Origin of the sequence: Lactobacillus helsingborgensis, from assembly GCF_003173695.1 — a bacterium.
GTDB classification, from domain to species: domain Bacteria; phylum Bacillota; class Bacilli; order Lactobacillales; family Lactobacillaceae; genus Lactobacillus; species Lactobacillus helsingborgensis.
The window spans coordinates 529,688-549,812 of sequence record NZ_CP029544.1 but is presented as its reverse complement, the minus strand read 5'-3'; the positions used below and the strand labels follow the sequence as shown (position 1 = coordinate 549,812).

Sequence of the window (20,125 nt, the reverse complement as noted above, 5' to 3'; positions counted from 1 at the left end):
CAAATATTTAATTTCATCTTTATCTGTTGGAATTGGTTCGATTCTCCCTTTGCAACAAATGTATGAATGCATTCAATGATTTGATAATTAACATCAATCCTCAACTGAGCTTTTAATTATGTAGTTTCTCTCTCTCCTGTTTTTTCAACTAAAGTTTCTAAATTTGGGTCATCAAATATTTTATCCTCATAACAGTCTTTAGGGAGATTTCGAAATAATAAAAAAATGCGTTTTTTAACAAATAAATCTTTACTTTCTGACTTTATTTTTTGTTAAACTTTTAGGTTTAATTATATAAATACCATCTCCTATTCTATATCTTTCAATTTCATCTCCCCGTTTTTTAGCTGTTTCAATATCATCAAAAGAGAGCCGTGAAATAATATGATGCGCATTAGGATACCCAGAAACTCCAAAAACCCTAAATCCAAATATTCCTAAAACCGGATTTAAATACGTAGCACTGCTACCTACATACATTAATCCAATTAGTAAAAATAATAAAACATTCATTACTATAGATTTTAAGTCATGTATATTAAACGAAAGTAATGGTGTAAAATAAGTTACAACATAGTTCATTAAACTATCACTTTCAGGACTTATTTCCATTTTTCTTGGTAATGGTTGGATTTCCGATCCACTTCCAATAAACAATTGTATGATTTGACAAATTGAAATTGTAATTAATGATATTAATACTATCAAAAAAACAAACCAAAACCTATAATTATTAATTAAATATTCAATGCCCTTTTCGCATATAATTTTCAGACATTTTCTGAAAATTTTCGGTAATTTCTGATATTTAATGTTACTAAATAATAACCATATATAGAGTGGCAAATAAGAAGTAATAAAAAGTTTCCATTTTGAAATATAATCATTTTTCATTTTATGTCCTTGACTCGTCCTTACTTTGAACATGTGAGACATTTGCTGTATAGGAAAAATCTGCTAAAGCATCAAGTAATTCACTTTCTTTCCCTTCCACAGCTATTAATTTATGATTTTTATATGTTACATCTGGAATTTTAATTCTTAGAAAGTCATCTTCTCCATTATTAATATATTCACCAATTCTATTAATCGTTTCATAGAAACGGTTTCTATCATTTGTGATTTTTATAAATTTCCTAGCCATAGTTTTTCTTTCCTTCATTTTTTTAGCCAGCTGTTTACTGTTACTATCAGTCAGGAGAGTTTTGAGTTTTTTAATATTATTAAGTCTTTTAATTGCTTCACCAGAAAAATAATCATTCATTTGAAACAAATTATCAAATTTTGATTGAGCTTGATTTATCAACAGAAATTGATTATTTACGACTAACAAATCTATTTTTCTATTAAATCCAACTATGTTGTCAGAATCTGAAAAATTGATTTTAGAATCTGAAAAATTTCCTTTAGGCACTAATCCAAATAGATATTTTTTTTGTAATTTAAAAATGCCAGAAAAACTACCAAAAATTTTGTAATTATTGCTTTTTGTTGTAATGGATACCATATAAATATCAAAATCTTTTTCAATTAAGCTCCTTGTGCTTGTCATGAACTCATCGCCATCGTCAAATTTTTTTAATTCTTCACCAATATTGTCAAAATCACTTATTTTAACAAGTTCATGCATATTTTTCTTCTTCATGACAATATCATAATCTACTATTTCTCGATTTTTAAAACTAGGTTGATTCAATTCATATTTCAAAGATTTAAATAATAGTTTTTTACTTTTATCAGAACTTTCTTGTTTGTAAATTTCATTCTTTTTCTTTTTTATTCTTATCAAGAAAATTTGTATTTTTTTACAAAAGTTATTATCTTTTTCAATAGATTCGATATCCTTAATTATTTCATTTAAGTCAAATTGATTTTTTTCTTTTTCTTCCATAATGTATTACCTAACCTGCTAATATCCTTAAAAAAGTAAATAATTTTTTTTTAACTAATATTCCTACTATTATTTTAAAACTAAAAAATGGTATATTATAATTTATACTATTTTAATACTTTTTATCTTTTCCTGATTTTATTCATATGTTTATCAGAAACATGGCTAATTCCATAAGCGAGCAGCTTCTATATTTCCAATTTCATTTACATTATTAATTCCTTAATTGCAAGAGAAATATCGACCCATTCGTCTGATATAAAAGAAAGTATTGTTTTAATATTTTCCAAATCATCAATTTGATTTTTACTTTCTTTTATTTCGGTATCCATTAATCCTTGTATAATATCTATTTATTTGTTTGTTTAACAGTAGTTTTTATATAAATTTAAATCAAAACAGTAATACTAACATTAATATTATTTTGAGACAAGCTTGTTATGTATAATTATCAAACAACAAATATATTATCTATAGAGCTTTATCTTCATTACGACTAAATTATGATAAAGTGATCCCTATCTGGAAATTCATAGTTAAAACCATATTCTTAACCATATGCATACATGCTTTTACCAAAAACCTGCGATACCTGTTCTATACTTTCTATCAATTGTCATATGCACGTCCCTTGGTTGTTTTTCATTGTTTGTTTTAATTGTCTAATCTATTTCCTAAATAGCAGTAAAAACTATTTGGACATTTTTATTTTTCCTTGTTTTGCAATTCTATTATATTAATATTTCACATTTGGGTGAACAAAATGCCCCCTTCAAGCCACATATTTTTTTATTTCCATACTACTCAATTATACTTTAGTATATTTATATATTCAAACTTTGATTTTAAAAAATATATTTTCTGTCAAAAATTACAAAATTTAGTTACTTTTAATGATATTTATTCAGCCATTTACATTTTCTACAAATAAAATGTAATTCGTTTACTATAACTTATTAATAAAAATGAGACCTAAGAATAAAAATAATTGTAATTTTGAATCTATCATCAATGAAGGATAGGATAAACTATGCGAAAATAACATCAGTAATTAACTGCTTTTTTGTACAATTTAGTACAATCAGAAAAAAGTCAAGATCAAACTAATCGGATCCAAATCACTATCATTTTTCCAAGCGTCAAAATAAACAGTTTTAAAATTAATTTTTGTAAGTTTAGCAATTTCATCTTGACCTATTACATCTAAAATTTGATCTTTATATGAGTACTGATTCTCTTCATTTAAACAATCTAATACTAATTTACATTGTTTTACAAAAAAGGTTTTACCTGAACCCCATCGACCATCAAAGGCAATTGAGTATGAATCATCTTGATAATTAAGCATTTCTATAAACTTAAATAAGCTATTATTTCTTCCAACACTGTTCTTAACAAAAGTATCTATTATATTTTCTTCAGTTGGTTCTAAATCTCTTTTTTTCAAAAGTATTTCCTTTCTCTATACAAATATAAAACAAATTTAATCTATAATTTTCCTATTTTCCCAAACTAAAGACAAAGAAAAGACTATTTCAGTTTCCATCATTGTTAAAGCCAAAATTGTTGGCTCAAAGTTTAGTCCAATGATTGAAGCCAACTATATGGTAGTAAATGTGCGCCAAAAATAATTGCTAATATAATAAGCATTTTTTCTGGTATAGTTGGATAAATCCACATCGCAATTAGCAAATACAGTGCTTGGTTAACAGAAAACAGGATTCCTAACTCTGTTAGTGGATTACCTTTATTTTGAAAATCAACATTAATCAGCTTGGAAATAAAATAAGATAATGGCAGTAAAACTGCAGCACAAACAAAAGTAAAAAGATTTTTCTTTAATATTGGAATAGACGAAAAGTGAATAATTGCAATGGCTAGCCAAATAATAATTGAAGCCAATATTATATGTAGTCCTCGTTTTTGCTTAAGAGCACAATCTAATCTTAATTCATCAATTTCTTTCATCATCTTCATCCTTTTAAGTAAAACACCTTTTCTTTTAAATTATACTTTAGTATATTCATGCACTCAAACCCTCTTTTAATTATAAAAGCTAAATTTCAACCAGAAAGATAAATTTTTGTAACCATTTATGACACTTATTCCACCATTTGCAGTAATCTGGGATAAAAGTGAAATTCATCTACTATACTTATTAACAGAAAGGAGCGCCAGGAATGAAAATTAATTGTCACATCGATCCTAATATTAGTGAAGAACACGGTGAATTATGGATCAAAAAAATGACACCAGCAATTAATGAACTTTTGCAAAAATTATCGCAGTCCGAAAATTCACTATGGTGCCATTATCAATCTCAAATTTATCCAATTCAATTTGAAGACATTTATTCACTTGAAGTTGCTAATAGAGATATTAATGTTTATACAGAAAAGCAGCAACTTACATATAATGATCGTTTATCAAATTTGAAAGTAGATCTACCGAACTATTTTATTGAAGCTTCACGCAGCGCTATATTTAATTATCAACACATCGATCACCTTGAATTACTTAATAATGGGTTAATCGATGTTGTTCTGACCAATAAGCATCGCGTACAAATATCAAGAAGAAATATTAAGAACCTGAAAGAGAGGTTAGGAATATGAAAAACACCAAGAGATTTATCAATTATTTGTTTACTTTTGCTACTGAAGGCATCTTCATTGGTTTAATGATTTCTATCTTTTGCAGTTATGCATCACATAGCGCAATTTATGTTCCATCCAGTCCATCTTTTACGACAAACTTTAGCAATTTGCTTAATGCTTTTACCGCTTCAATTATTCTTTGGGCGGTGACTGGAATATTTTTCGGTTTTGGCAGTTTTATCTTCACTATTAATCATTGGTCATTATTAAAGAAAACAGTTATAAATTTCTTCACCTACTATTTTGGGTTTGTTTTTTTGGCCCTTTTAGCTGGTTGGGTTTCGTTAGACTTGATTAACTTCACAAAATTTACTGTGATTTTTGTCATCATCTACTTAATTTGCTGGTATTATAATTACCATAAAATTGCAAAGGAAATTGCAAATATTAATCATAAAATCAAAAAAGAGTAATCTAATTACAATGTCAAAAAAGTTGAGCATTCATATCAAAGTGCTCAACTTTTTTACTTGTGTTTCTTAAAAAAGAGATTTAGGAAAAGATCATCATTCAATGTTAATCTTCCGCTTTTTAGCAAACTAAACTTAATATAAATCTATTCCTTTTTGATGTAAATTATCCAAACAACTTTGTAAATAAGCATCGTCGTGCTCTGGGTAAATTGGATCAGTCCACGGAATAGCTGGTAAACTTTCGTACTCAGGACAATACTGCCCTCTATAATAAGGATCAAACCATTTAAGATCTGGATGATAATGGCGACGTTGCATTTCAGCTAATACTAATAAATGAAATTGATACAATTTATATGGTGAATACTGAAAAACATAATTAACGGTGGCATGCGATTTGCCCCAGCCACGTCCGCGCAAAGCGGCAATTTCTCGATGTTGCTCTAATAACTGCTGCCTAGGTAATCGCCAAATTAAATCTTGATGCCATAATCTCATGATATTTTGTACTCAAAAATTAATAACTTAAGCTACTTAGATAAATAATAGAGTCACGTATATGAAATGAGACTATAAAACATCTTTGCTAAATTAACTTATGCTTTACGCTTTGCATTTTGATTTATCTTACACGAATTTTCAATAATTTCTTCGCGCCATTTAGTATCAAAAGATTTATTTTTTAATGAAGTGTATGAATCATCTATTGCCTGGATTAATTTTTTTGAGGTAAAATTGAGGTCCTTACTAAATGTAATAAAATCATCAATTTTTAAAGGCATAATCTTAACAACAGAATTTGTAAATTTTCCTGCATGATTTGATGATTCTAATGGAATGGTTGCAACAGCTCTCCAAATATTAATCGTGTTGCTATCAAGATCATCTGCTAGGAATAAAGTTGTCGATGGTTTATCAGAATCAATGGAAAGATTTGCTGAATGTCTTAAAACTGGCTCCCATTCGCCACGCTTCTGTGCTTGCTTATTCATCAATGTGGCTTCTATCATTATTATATAATCTTTATAGTTGATAATAATATCACCATCTCCACCACCCGCATGTGTTAAAGGTAAAAAATTAGCATCAAGTGTTAATCGAAATGAATCCATTAAGCTATACTGTTTATCTGAAAGATAATACCAAGCAAGACCAGAAATATATTCAAAAATAGTTGGGATATCAGCTTGATTGGTCACTCTATTTCTAATTTTTTCATCATTATTTCTGTCTTTAAACATATTGAGTAGATTGAATACCTTGTCTTTTGGAAAAGTTTTCTTAACAAAACAATTAAATTCCTTGTCCTTCTTTTTCTCAAGATATTTATCAAGAGAGTCTGCATCATGTAGGTTATATTTTTTAACAACAGACTCGATTTGTTTTTTAACATCGTTTTCGTTTATTTTTAATATTTCAGTTAATGAATTTAATTCTCCAAAAGGACTTGATACACCAGACTCATAATTTTGAAAATATTCAGAATTTAAAATATCGTCTCGCAGATTGTTAATAATCTCTTTATTTTCAAAAAAATCCTGATTTCTAATAGAAATAGGACCTGATTTTGTTTTAAATAACCCTGTAGCTTCAAGCAAATACTTAGTTTCACTTGTATTTTCTTTTAACCGATCCTTTGTTTTCGATACAATAAAGCGTTTATAAAATACCTGATTTAATTTATAAAAATTATCGCAAGTGAGCAATTCATGATCATGATTATTATTCAAAAAATCTTTAAGTAATGTTTTAGACTGGAGTTTAAAAATTGATTTACCATAACCAAAAGCTTTTTTTAGAGCATCTTTACTTTTCGAATTTGAAAATAACCGTTTAAGATTACAATAATTTTTTTGGCATTTGCCACTTTCTATAAAGTCGCAAAGAATTTTGTAAAAAGAAAAATATATGTCAGTAGTTGATGACGATTTCCGATTAGTAAAAATATTTTTGAAATCTTTTTTAGGAATTTTTTTATCACCTAAACTTTTAATACATTCAGCCCCACTCTTATCAATATTTTTTTCCCTAATAAGGCAAAATAATAAATCATTAAATCTATGATTTTTCAAGTAATTTTCAATTTTATCAATAGTATATTTTCTAGTTGGAGAAACCAATTGAATTAGCTTCATAAAATTCGAAACTTTGTAAATATCATCGTCGTTAAACTTTTTTAATATTAAATACAAGGCAAATTTACCTGGAGAATAATAAAAACTACCATCTTTATTATAAATTCTCACTTTGAGAATTTGACGTAATATAATTATATTATCTGGAGCTAAATTTAATGATTTTTCAAGTAAGTCTAAGTCAAATTCTGAGGGAGTAAGTAAAGCTTTTCCAGCAGGTGTTAATTCACGATTATTATCGACAAAACCCATATTACTTAATGAATTAGTATAGTGTCTTGCACGTGATTCAATTCCATTATCAAGAATGGTTCCTAACGTATATTCCTTACCCTTTTTATTCTTATAAACTTTTTTAGTAAAATCTAATGAGGAATCTAATGAATGGAATTTTTTTTTAAAATCTGGATTTTTTGTTAAATAGTCTTCAAAATGATCAAATTGAGGATGGTCTTTAAATGTACCGACAGAATCATTAACCGCTCGTTTGTAAAATCTATATTGATTTAATGAATTTGGATAAGCCGCCCAGGGATTATGTGAATTAATTTTAAGATCTTTGATAATGCGTAAATAAATCTTATAAGCATTTAAAACATCTCTTCTCCGTCCATTTGTATCATATAAGTTGAAAATTTTGTTGTCAGATTGAAGTTTCATAGTTTGTAATTAATACCTCCTGACTAGAAGACCGTTTTGTATGATAATTTGAATATTTAAATGAATTTGTAACTCTATTAATATTATAATTATTTCCCCAATTTAGCAATTTAATATTTTGTTTGCCTTTATGCTCAATAACATTGCTAAGAGCGAATTTAGCACCTTTTTTGTTAACTTTGTCTAAATAATGAAAAAGATCTTGATCATCCTTGGCACTCCAACCATCTGTTTCATTATAAGTCGCTGTTGCTATCGAATATGGAGGATCAGCATATACAAAATCTCCTTTAGTAACTTCAATGTCACGAAAATCTTTAGATATCACATATGGTGAAATTTTTTTCCAAAAGTAAGTAAAATCATGAAGTTTTTTTCTCATATTGACATTAAAATCACGTTTGCCCACAGGATTATTAAAAAAACCATTTTTATTAAACCGAATTTGATTATTAAAACCAAAAATAATTAAAGCATATAAATATAAAGGTCTTAGACATGAATATTGTGAACTATTATTATAGTCAGTCCGTAATCTCATATAACCAGACTTATTAATTGCGGCAAGACCTTTTGAGGAAGAAGTTTTGTAGAATTCATATCCAAAAGCCATTGTATTAGATAAGTCATAATGTCTGATAATCTTATCAATTGATTCTTCAATAAATATTGCTGAATTATTATCGATAAAACGAATAAGATCTACTAATTGCTTGTTATTATCATTAAAAATATACCGATCAGCGCTATGATAATTAAGTGTAACAACACCACTTCCACCAAATAAATCAACCATTGTGTCACATTGAGTCGGAAACAATGGTATCAGCTGATTCATAATACGATATTTTCCACCAGTATAATTAAGAAATGATTTAATCATATTACTTTTCCACCTGTAACAAATATAATAATTCCTGGTGATTTTTTATATTAGACTTGCCAGAAGAAAATGGTTTAAAATTTTGAGTAAATATTCTAATTTCCCCACGTTTACTCAGTGAATTAATAATCTCACTATGAGATATTTTTGCATTTGATCTTCCTGAACCTTTCTGATCCATATTATTAAAAGAAACTAATACATACTTCGCATTAATATGACGAATTAAATCGTCAAAAGCTTGAGGTGCACTAACTAAATTATACTTACTTTTACGATCATTACGATCAATACTCTTTCTAGCAACACCAACTACTTCGGGTTTTTTCCAATCTGCAATGTTTTCTAGAACGTGATATGTATCCACATATTGTCGTGAATTATATGGAGTATCAATGTAAATCAAATCAGCATATATATGACGAACTAACTTATTAGCATCCTCTTTAAAAATTTGACTGTTGGAATGATTAATTAGTGGCATTTTAAATGAAACCTTATCAAAAGAATCCATTTTTTTACGATACGAATCATAGTGACCAACTGTATTAGCTACTTTATCACTACCATAAATTATTGACGTAATAAGAGCAGCGTATTCTCTTTTACTAAATACATTTTTATGATCTTCAACCCACTGACGCGCACTACCAATTTTGTCAGCATTACCTATACTAAAATATTTACCACCATAAGTTTTTTCTAGGTACCCATCTCCATAGCCCCGAATAGAATTCATCTTTTCAAGAGCACTTTTTATATGATTCAGGTTAATTTGTTCATTACCAAAAAATGTTTGATAAATCAAATAATTTGAATGTAGGATATCATTGATAATAACATGTTTACCTTCACTAGCAAACATATCAGCAACAACGCCTGTTCCACCAAAAATATCAGCAACAGATTTGATTCCTTTTGTGTTGTTAGATACAACTCTATTGATAAAAGATAATAATTTTTCTTTCGAACCAAGATATCGACGATTTTGAATTTCGAATTCATTTTTTTTCTTTAATTTTAAGTCATTAATTTTATAGTTTTTCCAAAAGAAGTTCTCTTCTTCTCGTCTAGTCATAGGAATACACCTTTGTCTTGAACTATCTCTTTGTTTTTGAAACTTATTTATTGACACCAACTATGCCTCACTTCTATTTTATATCTAATAAAATAATTCTACCGTTTTAATTTATCAACTCTTATTAATCCGGTAACGCTATAACCATATTATAAAAAATCTACTTATTTTTTCAAAAAACTATTTATAACTTTCAAGTTTCATAATTCTATCGCAGATTATATTTAAAAAATTCAAAACAATTTCAAATTTTATAATTATTTTCAAACTAAGCAATGTTGTAATTTTTATAGTTTTTAACATATTAATTCAATACTTTAGTTTTTATTTACCTGTCCGTTCCAATACCGTCACCGCTTCAACATGCGGTGTTTGTGGAAACATGTCAACGGGGTCAATTTGGCTAAAGGTGTAACCATCCTTCATAAATTCCTGCAAGTCACGAATCATAGTTGCAGGATTACATGAAATATAGACAATCTTCTTTGGACTAGTTTTTACTGCTGCTTCAATAAATTCTGGCGTTAAGCCTTTTCGTGGTGGGTCGACAAAGATAACATCAGCTTTCATCCCCTTAGCAGCCCATCTTGGCATCACTTCTTCTGCCTTACCAGTCACATATTTGGCATTATTGATACCATTCAACTTAGCATTATTATTGGCATCTTTCACCGCGTCAGACACGCTTTCCATTCCACGAACAGATTTAACATGCTTGGCAACGCTTAAACCAATAGTTCCAATGCCAGAATAAGCATCAACCACGATATCGTCCGCCTTTAAATCAGCTTTTTTAATCGCTAAATCATATAAACGTGGTGTTTGCAGTGAATTTATTTGAAAGAAACTTTCAGGGGAAATCTTAAATTTAACATCACCTATTTGGTCCGTAATTTGTGGCTTACCAAAGATCAAGTAATCAATCTTACCCAAAATAACATTGGTCTTCTTCGGGTTATAGTTCAAGACCAAACTAGTTACGCCATCAATTTGCTTAATTGCCTCTGCTACTTTAGGTAGTTGCGGAAAATCCTTGTGCAGACAAACCAAGATGACCATAATTTCACCAGTGGCTTTACTACGGCGAACATCCAAGTATCTGATTTCACCTTGATTATGAATTTCATCGTATGCAGGTACGTGATATTGACGCAATAAATCCCTAACTGCAACCAAAACGCGATCAATTTCTGGATCAGTCGTAAAGAAATTGGTCAGAGGCACTAAGTCGTGTGAATGTTTTCTGAAAAAGCCAATTTCAAGCTGGCCCTTAACCTCACGCACTGGCACCTGTGCTTTGTTACGGTAGCCAGTTTGTTCTGGACTAGGCAAAGTCTCTGCTACTTTGACATCATCTAAATGGGCTTTCTGCAGTAAATTTACCACTTGATTGCGCTTAAACTCGAGCTGCTTATCGTATTTGATGTGTGCTAAAGATGCCAAGCCGGTTTGGACCCACTGGTTGAGCTTAATATTAACCCTGTCAGGGCTCTCCTTGATAATTTGTTCAATTTTAGCAAAAGCAAAACTCTTTTTTACTTTTAAGATCTTGGCTTCAACCGTTTCTCCCGGTAAAGCATTGTTAACGAATACTGTCATGCCTTCATAATGGGCCACACCCATTGCCTCATAAGATAAATCGGTAATTTCTAACTTAATAATTTGATTTTTTTCCATACCTTGTCCTTTTTTACAAACATAATTAATATCTCTATTTTACTAAAAATCCCGTTAAAAGTAATGTACATGCTGTATTCTTAATATTGGATTAATTTCAGTTTTTTCCCTTCACACTTACTTTAGTCTGTGTTACTTTTATTATTAATAAATTAAAGAAAGGACGTTTTTCATGAATAATTATGATACTAATTCAGATAGGCGCCAAATCCACACCATCTCAGAAACTAATACTTTTTTAACTAAAATGTATGCGCTGATGGGTGGTGCAGTGCTTGTTTCTGCATTAGCTGCCTATTTAACAATGACCGTATTCAGAAGCGTTGTGATGAACATGCCAGTAGCAATGATGTGGCTCATCTTATTTGTACCCTTTGGCTTATCAATGGGTATTAGTTTTAAAGCTGATCGCAGTCCAGTTGCCAGTCTAGTAATGTTAACAATTTTAGCCGGAATTTACGGCTTTGAGTTTGCCTTGATTGCAGGCTTTTATACCGGTACGCAAATCACTTCTGCTTTCGTTTCAGCAGCAGCGGTGTTCATTGCCATGGCTTTGTTTGGTACTTTCACTAAAAGGGATCTTAGCAACTGGAATGCCTACCTGAGTGCTGCTTTACTTGGTTTTGTAGTTGCTCTGATAGTTAACATGTTCTTACGCAACCCTGCCGTTAACTATGTCTTCTCATTTATTGGCGTCATTCTTTTTACAGGCTTAGTCGCGAGTGATGCTAACAAGATGAAAGCAATATACATCAATTACGGTAATCAGGTTTCAACTAATGGCTTGGCAGTTCTCGGTGCATTACAACTCTACCTTGATTTCATTAATATTTTTATGTTCTTACTAGAAATCTTTGGTGGCAGCAGCAATAGTCGCAATTAGCGCCAAACCATCAAGATAATAATAAGTAGTTCTTAAGATAGAACTACTTATTTTTTTATATCAAAAAAACACTCCTGATAACTAATCAAGTTAAAAAGGAGTGTTTTTAAATTCCCGAAATTTAACTAATATACTAAAGCCTTTAAAAGATTTCTACTTCAGTACCTACTTCAATTGTTGGAAAAGCTTTCTTTTCAACATATAAGGAACCTGGTAAATCGGCTTCTTCATCGCCCGTGAACTTAACGGCAATATGACCCAAATTACTTAAGTTGGTATTAACTTCACTACCCACTGCGGTAATTTGATAATCAGTTTCACCAATTTTAAGTGTCATGCCTTTTATTATTTGGGCATCTACTTTGTTAACGTCAATAATGAAGCAAGAGTCACGTAACGCACTTGGTGCTTCATCACCGAAGAAAATCAACATGTCAACGGCTTTGAAATCTTGTGCTTCTTTGCCAATTTCTCTAACTACTGTTTTAAATATAGGCTCTTTTCCCAATTTTTAGAAATCCTTTCTATTTTCCACTGTAAAGGCCGAAACTTGCAAGCCATGCTACAAATACACGTGGCACACCATTTATAAATCTTGAATATAATACTGAAGTAACTCCGACTTCAACGGTTTTTGCATCTGCGTCCATTAGACCTAAGCCAACTGGAATAAAATCACAACCATTTTGGGTGTTAATGGCAAATAATGCTGGCAGAGCGTATTGTGGTGGAATGTTACCCTTACCAATTTCTACACCGATCAAAGTACCAATAATTTGACCAATAACTCCGCCGGGTCCTAATAATGGTGATAAAAATGGTAAGGAACAAATAAAGCCTAGAAGCATTAAGCCCCATACATTACCTGCCAGCGGAGTCATCAATTTGGCAAACCACTTACCAATACCAGAGGCATTGATAATACCAATCAGCAGCGATACAAACGCCATGAAAGGCAAAATAGTTTTAATCACCGTATCAACAGATTTTTTAGCTGCTTGGTTAAAAATCGCCACAACCTTACCAACGCCAACACCAATTTTAGCTACCCAACTACCATCATTTTGTTGCGTTAAGGTTTTATCAGTATCAATACTGCTTTCAGTTGGCTCAGTTTCCGCTGCGTTCTGAGTGCTATCTGCTGAAGCGTTTTCTTCCGTACTGGTAATTTCATCTACATTAACAGCAGATACGTAAAGTTCTGGTGTAATGAATTCTGCTAGCGGTCCTGATTTTCCTGTCGAAAGCACATTAATTGTTTTAATTTTCTTTTTAGGATAAATACCACACCTTAACGTACCCCCACAGTCCACAACTGCGACAGCGATTTCTGCATCAGGAATAGATGTTTTAAAACCATCTACCGCTTTCATACCCGTTAACTTAACCAGCTTGTCAACTATTGCCGGTTTGTTGCCACCAGTCACATACAAAATTGTGTGTTTTTGTTCAGTTGGTGTAATTACTAGGGGGCCGCCCCAGCCACCAGAACCGTGAACTATTTTCACGCTTTTCCATTTGGTCATAATTTTGTCATCTCCCATCTTAAGCTATTCCGCAACATTAGCTTCTTTAGACAATTTGATCCCCGTTGTCTTACATACATATTCAGTAGTAAAATCGGTAATCCAACCGCCAATAAAGTTCATAACTAAACCGACAAGTAAGTATCTCACGGCTAAATCCATGGTATTCAAGCCTAACTTCTGGACACCAGCCGCAATTCCCATCCAGATGAAGTACTCTGCTGGGTTGATATGCGGAAACACACCATTACTCGTGTGACAAAATTGGGCACATGAAGCATAGTAACTAGGTTTGTAATATTCGGGTAAAAACTTGCCCATAGTATGTGCTAAAGGGTTACCCAGCATAAATGCTGCAATAAAAGGTAAAATCATATACCTCATGAACGGATTCTTGGAAGATGCCTGGGCAAATTTGTTCATTTTCTTTTGCCCAATCATTGCAATTAAGGCATTCATGAATACGAGCATAATCAAAACTAACGGAATAATTGTGCTTACCCAATTTGCGAATTGCTTACCACCGGCTTGAAATAACCCCATAAACCAAGTGGCAAAATTAATAATATATTTCATAATTCTCGCCTTCTCCTTATTTCTTTAAATTTTCCAACTAACTCATTCTTCCACATTGAAAATACAGGCAGAGAAAGAAAATTAGTACTCGTGTCTATATCCTCTCGACTCATCTTGCCGGTTTGATAATTAATCAAATTGCGGTAAGCATTCAAAATACATTCCTGTGTGAGAGAATCGTAATTATTTAATTCTTCGTAACTGCTAGCTAGTAAAGGTAAGCAGTTACCTTCTAATGATTTTAATTGTTTAAATCTGGCAAAAATGCTTACGCCCTTCATTATTTGAGCGTGACTGATATTGCCCTGTTTATCAATATTAAGTAATAACAGAGTTCCCGCCCTAAGTTTTTTAGGATTCTTTCCAATTAAAACTTTTCCGTTTTTACACATCTTGCGAAAAACTTTGACAAAATTCTTAACTTGTAAAAAACCGAAAAAACTTTGAAGTAGAAAAACTGCCCCTAATAACAGTGAAATAAATAAAATATTCAATTTACACACCCTCTGCTATTTGAATTAATTGTTTTGAGTCATCATATTGAGCAATGTTGTCGTATAAAATTTCGTTTCTAGAAATTAAGCCAATAAAATCGTAAAGTCTTGATGTTGCATCGATAAGTTCCTTATTTAAGCTGTTCGGAATGCCAATTAAAAAAATCAATTTTAGTTCATTCTTTTTGAATGAAATTTTATTGTCAATAATGCCAACACTAACCAGTATTCGTTCTTTATTTGAATAATCAATCGCATGAGGAATTGCAATTCCATTCGTAAAAATATTATTGGTATCTTTTTCTCTTTCAATCCAGGTGCGCTTAAAATCAGGAGTTAGTTGCCCTTTTTGCACTTGATGGTCAATCATCTTGTCAACGGCGTCATAGTAATCTTCGGCTTCAAGGTGTTCTACGGATAAAATAATCTTCCCCTGCTTTATTAATTGCTCAATCACAGAAATTTGCATAATTATCGACAATGCTTCCGGTCTGAAAGCCGTGCCCACATTTACCACTTGCACATCTTTTATTTTTAAAGGCTTATCCACAAAAACTAAGAGGAACTTGTCATTCGCCTTCTTGAACTCTGTCACATTAGCAAAAGAATAAGTTCTTAAATTCTCAAAAACATTCAGTAATTTATTTTCGATAAACTCTTTAACGGAACTACGAATTGAGCCGACAAAGGCCACTCTTACCTGTTCTTTGGTGTCTTCAGAAATTTCTTCCAGAAACATTTCAAAATAGACCACGTAATAATTTAATTCGTTTTTTGAAAGGCAAACTGCAAATTGAGTATTTATCCTATCAGCTAGTTTTAAACTAAATTCCAAGGCTATCGGATAGTTGTCAGAAATATTTCTGGGTAAAACCTCAATAATTTTCGTATATAAAAGTGTCCGGTTAATTGAAAATAATAAATGCCACTTAATTCTTTCATAAACAGTTTGAGCATTTAATCCATACTGCAGCAAGGTACTTTTAAACGGAACAAATAACAACTCATAATTTTGGTGAAAAGCCTGTTCCACACTAGCTAAATTTAAATAATTATTTTTAGACAAATCTAATGGCGAAAGAATAAATTTTATTTCTGCCTTAGTAATATCCTTGATTGTCTCTTTTAACTCGGCAATTAAGTTGCAGATAGCGCTAGTTTCATCCCATAAAGGATAATAGTGTTCAGGCAACTGCTGCAGAGTATAGCCGTAATTATTGAATACTTTGACCGCTAAGATATTGTTTAATATTTGGTGGTGAGCTTCTTTTGAAACTTCTAAGCTTTTAACAGTCTCAGAAAAGGTGGCAGTAAAACTTAACCAGCTTGATTTGGAAGTGTGATTAATTACAAAATTTCTTAATGCACAGATCTCATCGAAATTGCTGGCAAAGCTAACTTTGATTCCCTTTCCCGTTTTAGACTCAATTTCACCCTTATAAGAACTAAGACTAGCTCTAATCTGCTTTAAGTCCTTATTAATTACTTTTCTACTAACGGTTACTTTATCTGCTATATCATCAATTGAAATAAAATTCTTATTTTTAATAAGAATATCAATAATTAATGCCTTTCTCTTAACCGGATCATTTAAATCCAGCTCCCCTTTTAAAAATTGAGTTTCAATATCCAGAAATTTTGAATAGTCATTTATTATTAACTGAAATCTTTCAATGCCAGCCGAAATATGTGCTGATTTTCCTAAAATAGAATTTATTTCAGCAATACGTTTATTAGCTGTTTTAGCAGAAATATTACTGTAAGCTTCAATTTCTTGCATCGTCATTGAGCCATTTTCAATGAAGAGTTTTAAGAGTCCAAATAAATAGCTATCCATTAGTTTCCTTTCATCTAGCCCCTCGATTTTCCTCCGGCTACATTGATGGTGACACCAGTGATGTAACTTGCTCTATCGGAGAGAAGATAAGCTACTAAATCTGCAACTTCATATAAGTGACCGCTTCTACCCATTGGAGTGGTTGAAGTACTCTTATAGCCCGCACGCAAATCATCTACGGTAATGTTTCTGGTATAAGCCAGCGCATTTTCATAAGTTGGTGTTCTTAAACCTGTTGCTTCCATGATTCCTGGCGCCACACCGTCAACTCTGACATTAAATTTGCCCAGTTCCTTAGCCCAAGATCTGGTAAAGCCATTAATAGCACCCTTAGTAGCCGAATAAATGCTCTGACCTTGCGAGCCTTCTAATCCAGCCTCAGAAGACATGTTAATAATTACACCGTGTTTTTGTTTTACTAAAAAGCGACCGACTGCTTGAGACATAAGCATTACACTTTTAACGTTTACCGTAAACATTTTTGCCCAGTCATCTTCGGTCATTTCATATTGACTTTCAGGCTCTTTATCATCTACTAAAAGCCGGGGCAAGTTAATACCAGCATTATTTACAACACCATCAATTCGACCATATTTTTCAACTGTATGTTTGACTGTTTGCTCCACTTCCTTTTTATTTGTCACATCGGTGTGGCAAAATTCCACATTCTTATTAGCATTTTTAGATTCGTTTAAGTCTGCATCGACAACTTTTGCTCCCCTATCGGCTAGCTCCTTAACAATAGCTGCTCCAATACCAGATGAGCCTCCTGTCACAATGTAAACTCTATCTTCAATATTTAACCAATCTTCCATGTTAATATTCCTTTCTGTATTCGATTACATTATCCAGTTTAATGAAATCGCTTGCAGATATTAATAACCTTATTTTCAGCATTGGCAGAAATTTTGGGTATTAAGTTAAAGATTGGGGTTAGTAAAAGCCAATAAAAAAGCATTAAGTTACTAGAAAATAGTAACTTAATGCTTAATTTCCCTTTTTGTTGTTTTATGTCAGAATCACTGATTATTTTATTCCCCAATAAAGAATTCAATGCGCTGCTGCAAATTTTTAAAGGTAACAGGACAATAATCACCGATTTCACCGTCTAGGTTAACAGGTAATTTTTCGTGTGCACTTTTACCGGTTAATTCAATTTTGAGACTCGTAGTTTTGGTATAAATAATATCAGGATCATCAACGTGACGCCCGTTCAGTGCCAGTGCCATTAATTTAAGCAGCTTTACCGGATCAGCTGGCTTAACAATAATTAACTGAAATAAGCCATCGCTTAATTCCGCATCTGGCATTATTTGCTCAAAGCCACCAATAGAATTGGTCATGCCTAAGAGCAGCATTGATAGCTTACCTTCATATACGCCTTCATCATAAGTTAAACGCATTTCATTTTCAGTTAAATGTGGTAGCATCTCAGCACCCTTAATCAAGTACGCTGTGTAGCCAAGAGCTGATTTAACTTCTGAAGGAACACCATAAGTCAGTTCAGTTAGTGAGCCACAAGCTGCGATATTAACAAAATATTGGATGTCTTTAGCAAAAGTAGCTTGACCTATATCCATTTTGCGCGTTTTATTTTTAAGAATGACTTTAGTAGCTTCGGCAACGTCATTACGAGGAATATGCAGAGCACGGGCATAATCATTGGTAGTGCCTGCTGGAATTATTGCCATCTTCGGTCTTTGTTCCAGATAGGCAATGCCATTTACAACCTCATTAATTGTGCCGTCACCACCGGCAGCGACAATTAAGTCAAAACCTTCATTGGCAGCACGGGTTGCTTCTTTTTGCGCGCTTTGTTTTTCAGGGGTGGTTCGAAAAGCACTCGCCTCATAACCGGCACGTTCTAAAACGTCCAATATATCTGCGACATTTTTTGGCATCTGTTCGTGGCCGGAAACAGGGTTATAAATCAGTCTTGCTTTTTTAGTCATAATTTCTACCCTTTATCACTACAATAACTTACTTAGCGCTTTTGCAATTCTTCATTCAATAATTTATTAATTATTTTTGGATTGGCTTTTCCGCGAGTTTGCTTCATCAATTGACCAACAAGGTAGCCGATTGCACGATCTTTACCGTTCTTAAAGTCTTCAACTGATTGCGGGTTGTTATCAACAACTTCCTTTACCATTGGCGCTAAAACACTGGTATCGGACAACTGCACCATGCCTTTGTCTTCCACATACTTCTTAGGGTCAGTACCATTAGCAATAGTTTCCGCAAAAACTTTTTTCGCAATCTTAGAAGAAATTGTGCCATCTTTGATTAACTTAATCATAGCTGCTAAGTGTTCAGGGGTCAACTTAATATCAGCTAAAGAAACACGATTATCATTTAAGTAACCGTTAACTTGCGTATTCATCCAGTTGGCAGCAAGTTGCGGATCAGCACCAGCTGCAACGGCTTGATCATAAAAGTCTGAGCTTTCTTTAGTTTGCAAAAGGACATTGGCATCGTATTTTTTTAAGCCAAACTCATTAACATACTGGTTATAGCGTTCTTCCGCAGAGCGTGGCAAGGATGCTTTAATTTCATCAATCCACTCTTGGCTAATATGATCGGGAGCAATATCCGGTTCTGGGAAATAGCGGTAGTCCGCATCGCCTTCCTTAACCCGCTCCAAAACAGTTTTACCAGTTGCCTCATCGAAACGACGAGTAGAAAGTTGCACGCGGCCACCGGAAAGCAAAACTTGCGCCTGCCGTTTTTCCTCGTAAGCTAGTGATTTGCGCACATGCTCAAATGAGTTCAGGTTTTTCATTTCGACCTTAGTACCCAATTCTTTTTGACCGGCAGGTCTAATGGAAATATTGGTATCAACACGCATTGATCCCTCTTCCATCTTAACGTCAGAGGCACCGGTAAACTGAACTATCTTACGCAATTTTTCGAGGTAAGCGTATCCTTCATCAGGATCGGCAATTTCCGGTTCTGAGACAACTTCAAGCAGAGGCACACCCTGACGGTTTAAGTCAACATAGGAATAACCGTTTGTACCGTGAGTATTTTTACCGGCATCTTCCTCAATGTGCATTTCGTGAATACCAATACGCTTTTTCTTACCGTGAGCTTCTATTTCAACATAGCCATCACGAGCTAGTGGTTGGAAAAATTGGGTAATTTGATAAGCCTTAGGGCTATCTGGGTAATAATAATTTTTCCGGTCAAAATGAGTGGTTGGCAAAATATGTGAATGGGTTGCCAAAGCAACCATGATGCCTAAACGGTAAACATCTTTGTTAACGTATGGCAAAACACCTGGCATTGCCCAATCAATGACATTAGTTTCTGTGTTGGGTTTAGCTCCATAACTTACTGGCGAAGGTGAAAAAATCTTACTTTTAGTTTTTAATTCAAAGTGAACCTCGAACCCAATTGTTGATTTAAAATTCAT

At 32.4% G+C, this 20,125-nt stretch carries 20 protein-coding genes; 3 read left to right on the top strand and 17 right to left on the bottom strand.

The genetic code is table 11. The annotated features are described in order from the left end of the window. Positions 1-249: 249 nt before the first annotated feature. From DLD54_RS02760 to DLD54_RS02745, 4 genes are all read right to left on the bottom strand, one after another. Entirely contained in the window at positions 250-894 is a 645-nt protein-coding gene (locus DLD54_RS02760) for a KwaA family protein (protein ID WP_109918141.1), read from the bottom strand. 1 nt (position 895) lies between these two features. Further along, the gene (locus DLD54_RS02755) at positions 896-1,891 is read right to left on the bottom strand and encodes a hypothetical protein (RefSeq protein ID WP_109918140.1); all 996 of its coding nucleotides are present in this window, start codon (positions 1,889-1,891) and stop codon (positions 896-898) included. 1,081 nt (positions 1,892-2,972) lie between these two features. Further along, the gene (locus DLD54_RS02750) at positions 2,973-3,338 is read right to left on the bottom strand and encodes a P-loop NTPase fold protein (protein ID WP_109918139.1); all 366 of its coding nucleotides are present in this window, start codon (positions 3,336-3,338) and stop codon (positions 2,973-2,975) included. Between the two features lie 131 nt (positions 3,339-3,469). Beyond that, on the bottom strand, positions 3,470-3,862 hold the full coding sequence (locus tag DLD54_RS02745) for a DUF7010 family protein (RefSeq protein WP_240596461.1): 393 nt from the start codon (positions 3,860-3,862) through the stop codon (positions 3,470-3,472). A 209-nt stretch (positions 3,863-4,071) separates the two neighbouring features. On the opposite strand from DLD54_RS02745, the gene DLD54_RS02740 reads away from it, so the two are divergent. Continuing rightward, complete coding sequence (locus tag DLD54_RS02740) at positions 4,072-4,506, top strand: LytTR family DNA-binding domain-containing protein (protein WP_109918138.1); 435 nt, start codon at positions 4,072-4,074, stop codon at positions 4,504-4,506. After that, positions 4,503-4,961: a DUF3021 domain-containing protein gene (locus DLD54_RS02735; protein ID WP_109918137.1), complete on the top strand. Its 459-nt coding sequence runs from the start codon at positions 4,503-4,505 to the stop codon at positions 4,959-4,961. Before DLD54_RS02740 ends, DLD54_RS02735 begins: the two co-directional genes overlap by 4 nt. A 132-nt stretch (positions 4,962-5,093) precedes the next feature. Here DLD54_RS02735 and DLD54_RS02730 read toward each other — a convergent pair whose 3' ends face one another. The 5 genes from DLD54_RS02730 to rlmD all read right to left on the bottom strand — a co-directional run bounded on the left by DLD54_RS02730 (position 5,094) and on the right by rlmD (position 11,394). Then, entirely contained in the window at positions 5,094-5,459 is a 366-nt protein-coding gene (locus DLD54_RS02730) for a TIGR02328 family protein (protein ID WP_109918136.1), read from the bottom strand. 98 nt (positions 5,460-5,557) lie between these two features. Beyond that, entirely contained in the window at positions 5,558-7,756 is a 2,199-nt protein-coding gene (locus DLD54_RS02725; RefSeq protein WP_109918135.1) for an AlwI family type II restriction endonuclease, read from the bottom strand. Next, entirely contained in the window at positions 7,740-8,639 is a 900-nt protein-coding gene (locus tag DLD54_RS02720) for a Dam family site-specific DNA-(adenine-N6)-methyltransferase (protein ID WP_109918134.1), read from the bottom strand. Before DLD54_RS02720 ends, DLD54_RS02725 begins: the two co-directional genes overlap by 17 nt. Position 8,640: 1 nt before the next feature. Beyond that, positions 8,641-9,717 (bottom strand): DNA adenine methylase, encoded by a 1,077-nt coding sequence (locus tag DLD54_RS02715; RefSeq protein WP_109918133.1) that lies wholly within the window; start codon positions 9,715-9,717, stop codon positions 8,641-8,643. A 324-nt stretch (positions 9,718-10,041) separates the two neighbouring features. After that, positions 10,042-11,394, bottom strand: coding sequence for a 23S rRNA (uracil(1939)-C(5))-methyltransferase RlmD (gene rlmD, locus DLD54_RS02710; protein WP_109918132.1), 1,353 nt, complete (start codon positions 11,392-11,394; stop codon positions 10,042-10,044). 172 nt (positions 11,395-11,566) lie between these two features. Between rlmD and DLD54_RS02705 the strand changes: the two genes are divergently transcribed. Then, positions 11,567-12,277, top strand: a complete 711-nt coding sequence (locus DLD54_RS02705) for a Bax inhibitor-1/YccA family protein (RefSeq protein WP_109918131.1) — start codon at positions 11,567-11,569, stop codon at positions 12,275-12,277. Positions 12,278-12,419: 142 nt separating this feature from the next. Here DLD54_RS02705 and DLD54_RS02700 read toward each other — a convergent pair whose 3' ends face one another. From DLD54_RS02700 to gatB, 8 genes are all read right to left on the bottom strand, one after another. Further along, the gene (locus tag DLD54_RS02700; RefSeq protein ID WP_046326850.1) at positions 12,420-12,785 is read right to left on the bottom strand and encodes a PTS glucitol/sorbitol transporter subunit IIA; all 366 of its coding nucleotides are present in this window, start codon (positions 12,783-12,785) and stop codon (positions 12,420-12,422) included. Positions 12,786-12,801: 16 nt separating this feature from the next. Then, entirely contained in the window at positions 12,802-13,803 is a 1,002-nt protein-coding gene (gene srlE / locus DLD54_RS02695) for a PTS glucitol/sorbitol transporter subunit IIB (protein WP_109918130.1), read from the bottom strand. 24 nt (positions 13,804-13,827) lie between these two features. Further along, the gene (srlA, locus tag DLD54_RS02690) at positions 13,828-14,379 is read right to left on the bottom strand and encodes a PTS glucitol/sorbitol transporter subunit IIC (RefSeq protein WP_038521683.1); all 552 of its coding nucleotides are present in this window, start codon (positions 14,377-14,379) and stop codon (positions 13,828-13,830) included. After that, positions 14,376-14,873 (bottom strand): transcriptional regulator GutM, encoded by a 498-nt coding sequence (locus DLD54_RS02685; protein WP_052059640.1) that lies wholly within the window; start codon positions 14,871-14,873, stop codon positions 14,376-14,378. The genes srlA and DLD54_RS02685 overlap by 4 nt, the downstream gene beginning before the upstream one ends. Before the next feature lies 1 nt (position 14,874). Continuing rightward, a complete protein-coding gene (locus DLD54_RS02680; RefSeq protein WP_109918129.1) occupies positions 14,875-16,710 on the bottom strand; it encodes a PTS sugar transporter subunit IIA in 1,836 nt (611 codons plus the stop codon). 14 nt (positions 16,711-16,724) lie between these two features. Next, on the bottom strand, positions 16,725-17,525 hold the full coding sequence (locus DLD54_RS02675; RefSeq protein ID WP_046326847.1) for an SDR family oxidoreductase: 801 nt from the start codon (positions 17,523-17,525) through the stop codon (positions 16,725-16,727). A 216-nt stretch (positions 17,526-17,741) separates the two neighbouring features. Next, a complete protein-coding gene (locus tag DLD54_RS02670; RefSeq protein WP_109918128.1) occupies positions 17,742-18,662 on the bottom strand; it encodes a diacylglycerol kinase family lipid kinase in 921 nt (306 codons plus the stop codon). A gap of 32 nt (positions 18,663-18,694) precedes the next feature. Then, positions 18,695-20,125, bottom strand: a complete 1,431-nt coding sequence (gatB, locus tag DLD54_RS02665) for an Asp-tRNA(Asn)/Glu-tRNA(Gln) amidotransferase subunit GatB (RefSeq protein WP_109918127.1) — start codon at positions 20,123-20,125, stop codon at positions 18,695-18,697.

Coding starts and splice junctions, on each gene's coding strand:
- DLD54_RS02760 (WP_109918141.1), bottom strand. CDS start 894: ATGAAAAATGATTATATTTCAAAATGGAAACTTTTTATTACTTCTTAT.
- DLD54_RS02730 (WP_109918136.1), bottom strand. CDS start 5,459: ATGAGATTATGGCATCAAGATTTAATTTGGCGATTACCTAGGCAGCAG.
- DLD54_RS02720 (WP_109918134.1), bottom strand. CDS start 8,639: ATGATTAAATCATTTCTTAATTATACTGGTGGAAAATATCGTATTATG.
- DLD54_RS02680 (WP_109918129.1), bottom strand. CDS start 16,710: ATGGATAGCTATTTATTTGGACTCTTAAAACTCTTCATTGAAAATGGC.
- DLD54_RS02755 (WP_109918140.1), bottom strand. CDS start 1,891: ATGGAAGAAAAAGAAAAAAATCAATTTGACTTAAATGAAATAATTAAG.
- DLD54_RS02740 (WP_109918138.1), top strand. CDS start 4,072: ATGAAAATTAATTGTCACATCGATCCTAATATTAGTGAAGAACACGGT.
- DLD54_RS02670 (WP_109918128.1), bottom strand. CDS start 18,662: ATGACTAAAAAAGCAAGACTGATTTATAACCCTGTTTCCGGCCACGAA.
- srlA (WP_038521683.1), bottom strand. CDS start 14,379: ATGAAATATATTATTAATTTTGCCACTTGGTTTATGGGGTTATTTCAA.
- DLD54_RS02715 (WP_109918133.1), bottom strand. CDS start 9,717: ATGACTAGACGAGAAGAAGAGAACTTCTTTTGGAAAAACTATAAAATT.
- DLD54_RS02725 (WP_109918135.1), bottom strand. CDS start 7,756: ATGAAACTTCAATCTGACAACAAAATTTTCAACTTATATGATACAAAT.
- DLD54_RS02745 (WP_240596461.1), bottom strand. CDS start 3,862: ATGATGAAAGAAATTGATGAATTAAGATTAGATTGTGCTCTTAAGCAA.
- gatB (WP_109918127.1), bottom strand. CDS start 20,125: ATGAATTTTAAATCAACAATTGGGTTCGAGGTTCACTTTGAATTAAAA.
- srlE (WP_109918130.1), bottom strand. CDS start 13,803: ATGACCAAATGGAAAAGCGTGAAAATAGTTCACGGTTCTGGTGGCTGG.
- DLD54_RS02705 (WP_109918131.1), top strand. CDS start 11,567: ATGAATAATTATGATACTAATTCAGATAGGCGCCAAATCCACACCATC.
- rlmD (WP_109918132.1), bottom strand. CDS start 11,394: ATGGAAAAAAATCAAATTATTAAGTTAGAAATTACCGATTTATCTTAT.
- DLD54_RS02735 (WP_109918137.1), top strand. CDS start 4,503: ATGAAAAACACCAAGAGATTTATCAATTATTTGTTTACTTTTGCTACT.
- DLD54_RS02675 (WP_046326847.1), bottom strand. CDS start 17,525: ATGGAAGATTGGTTAAATATTGAAGATAGAGTTTACATTGTGACAGGA.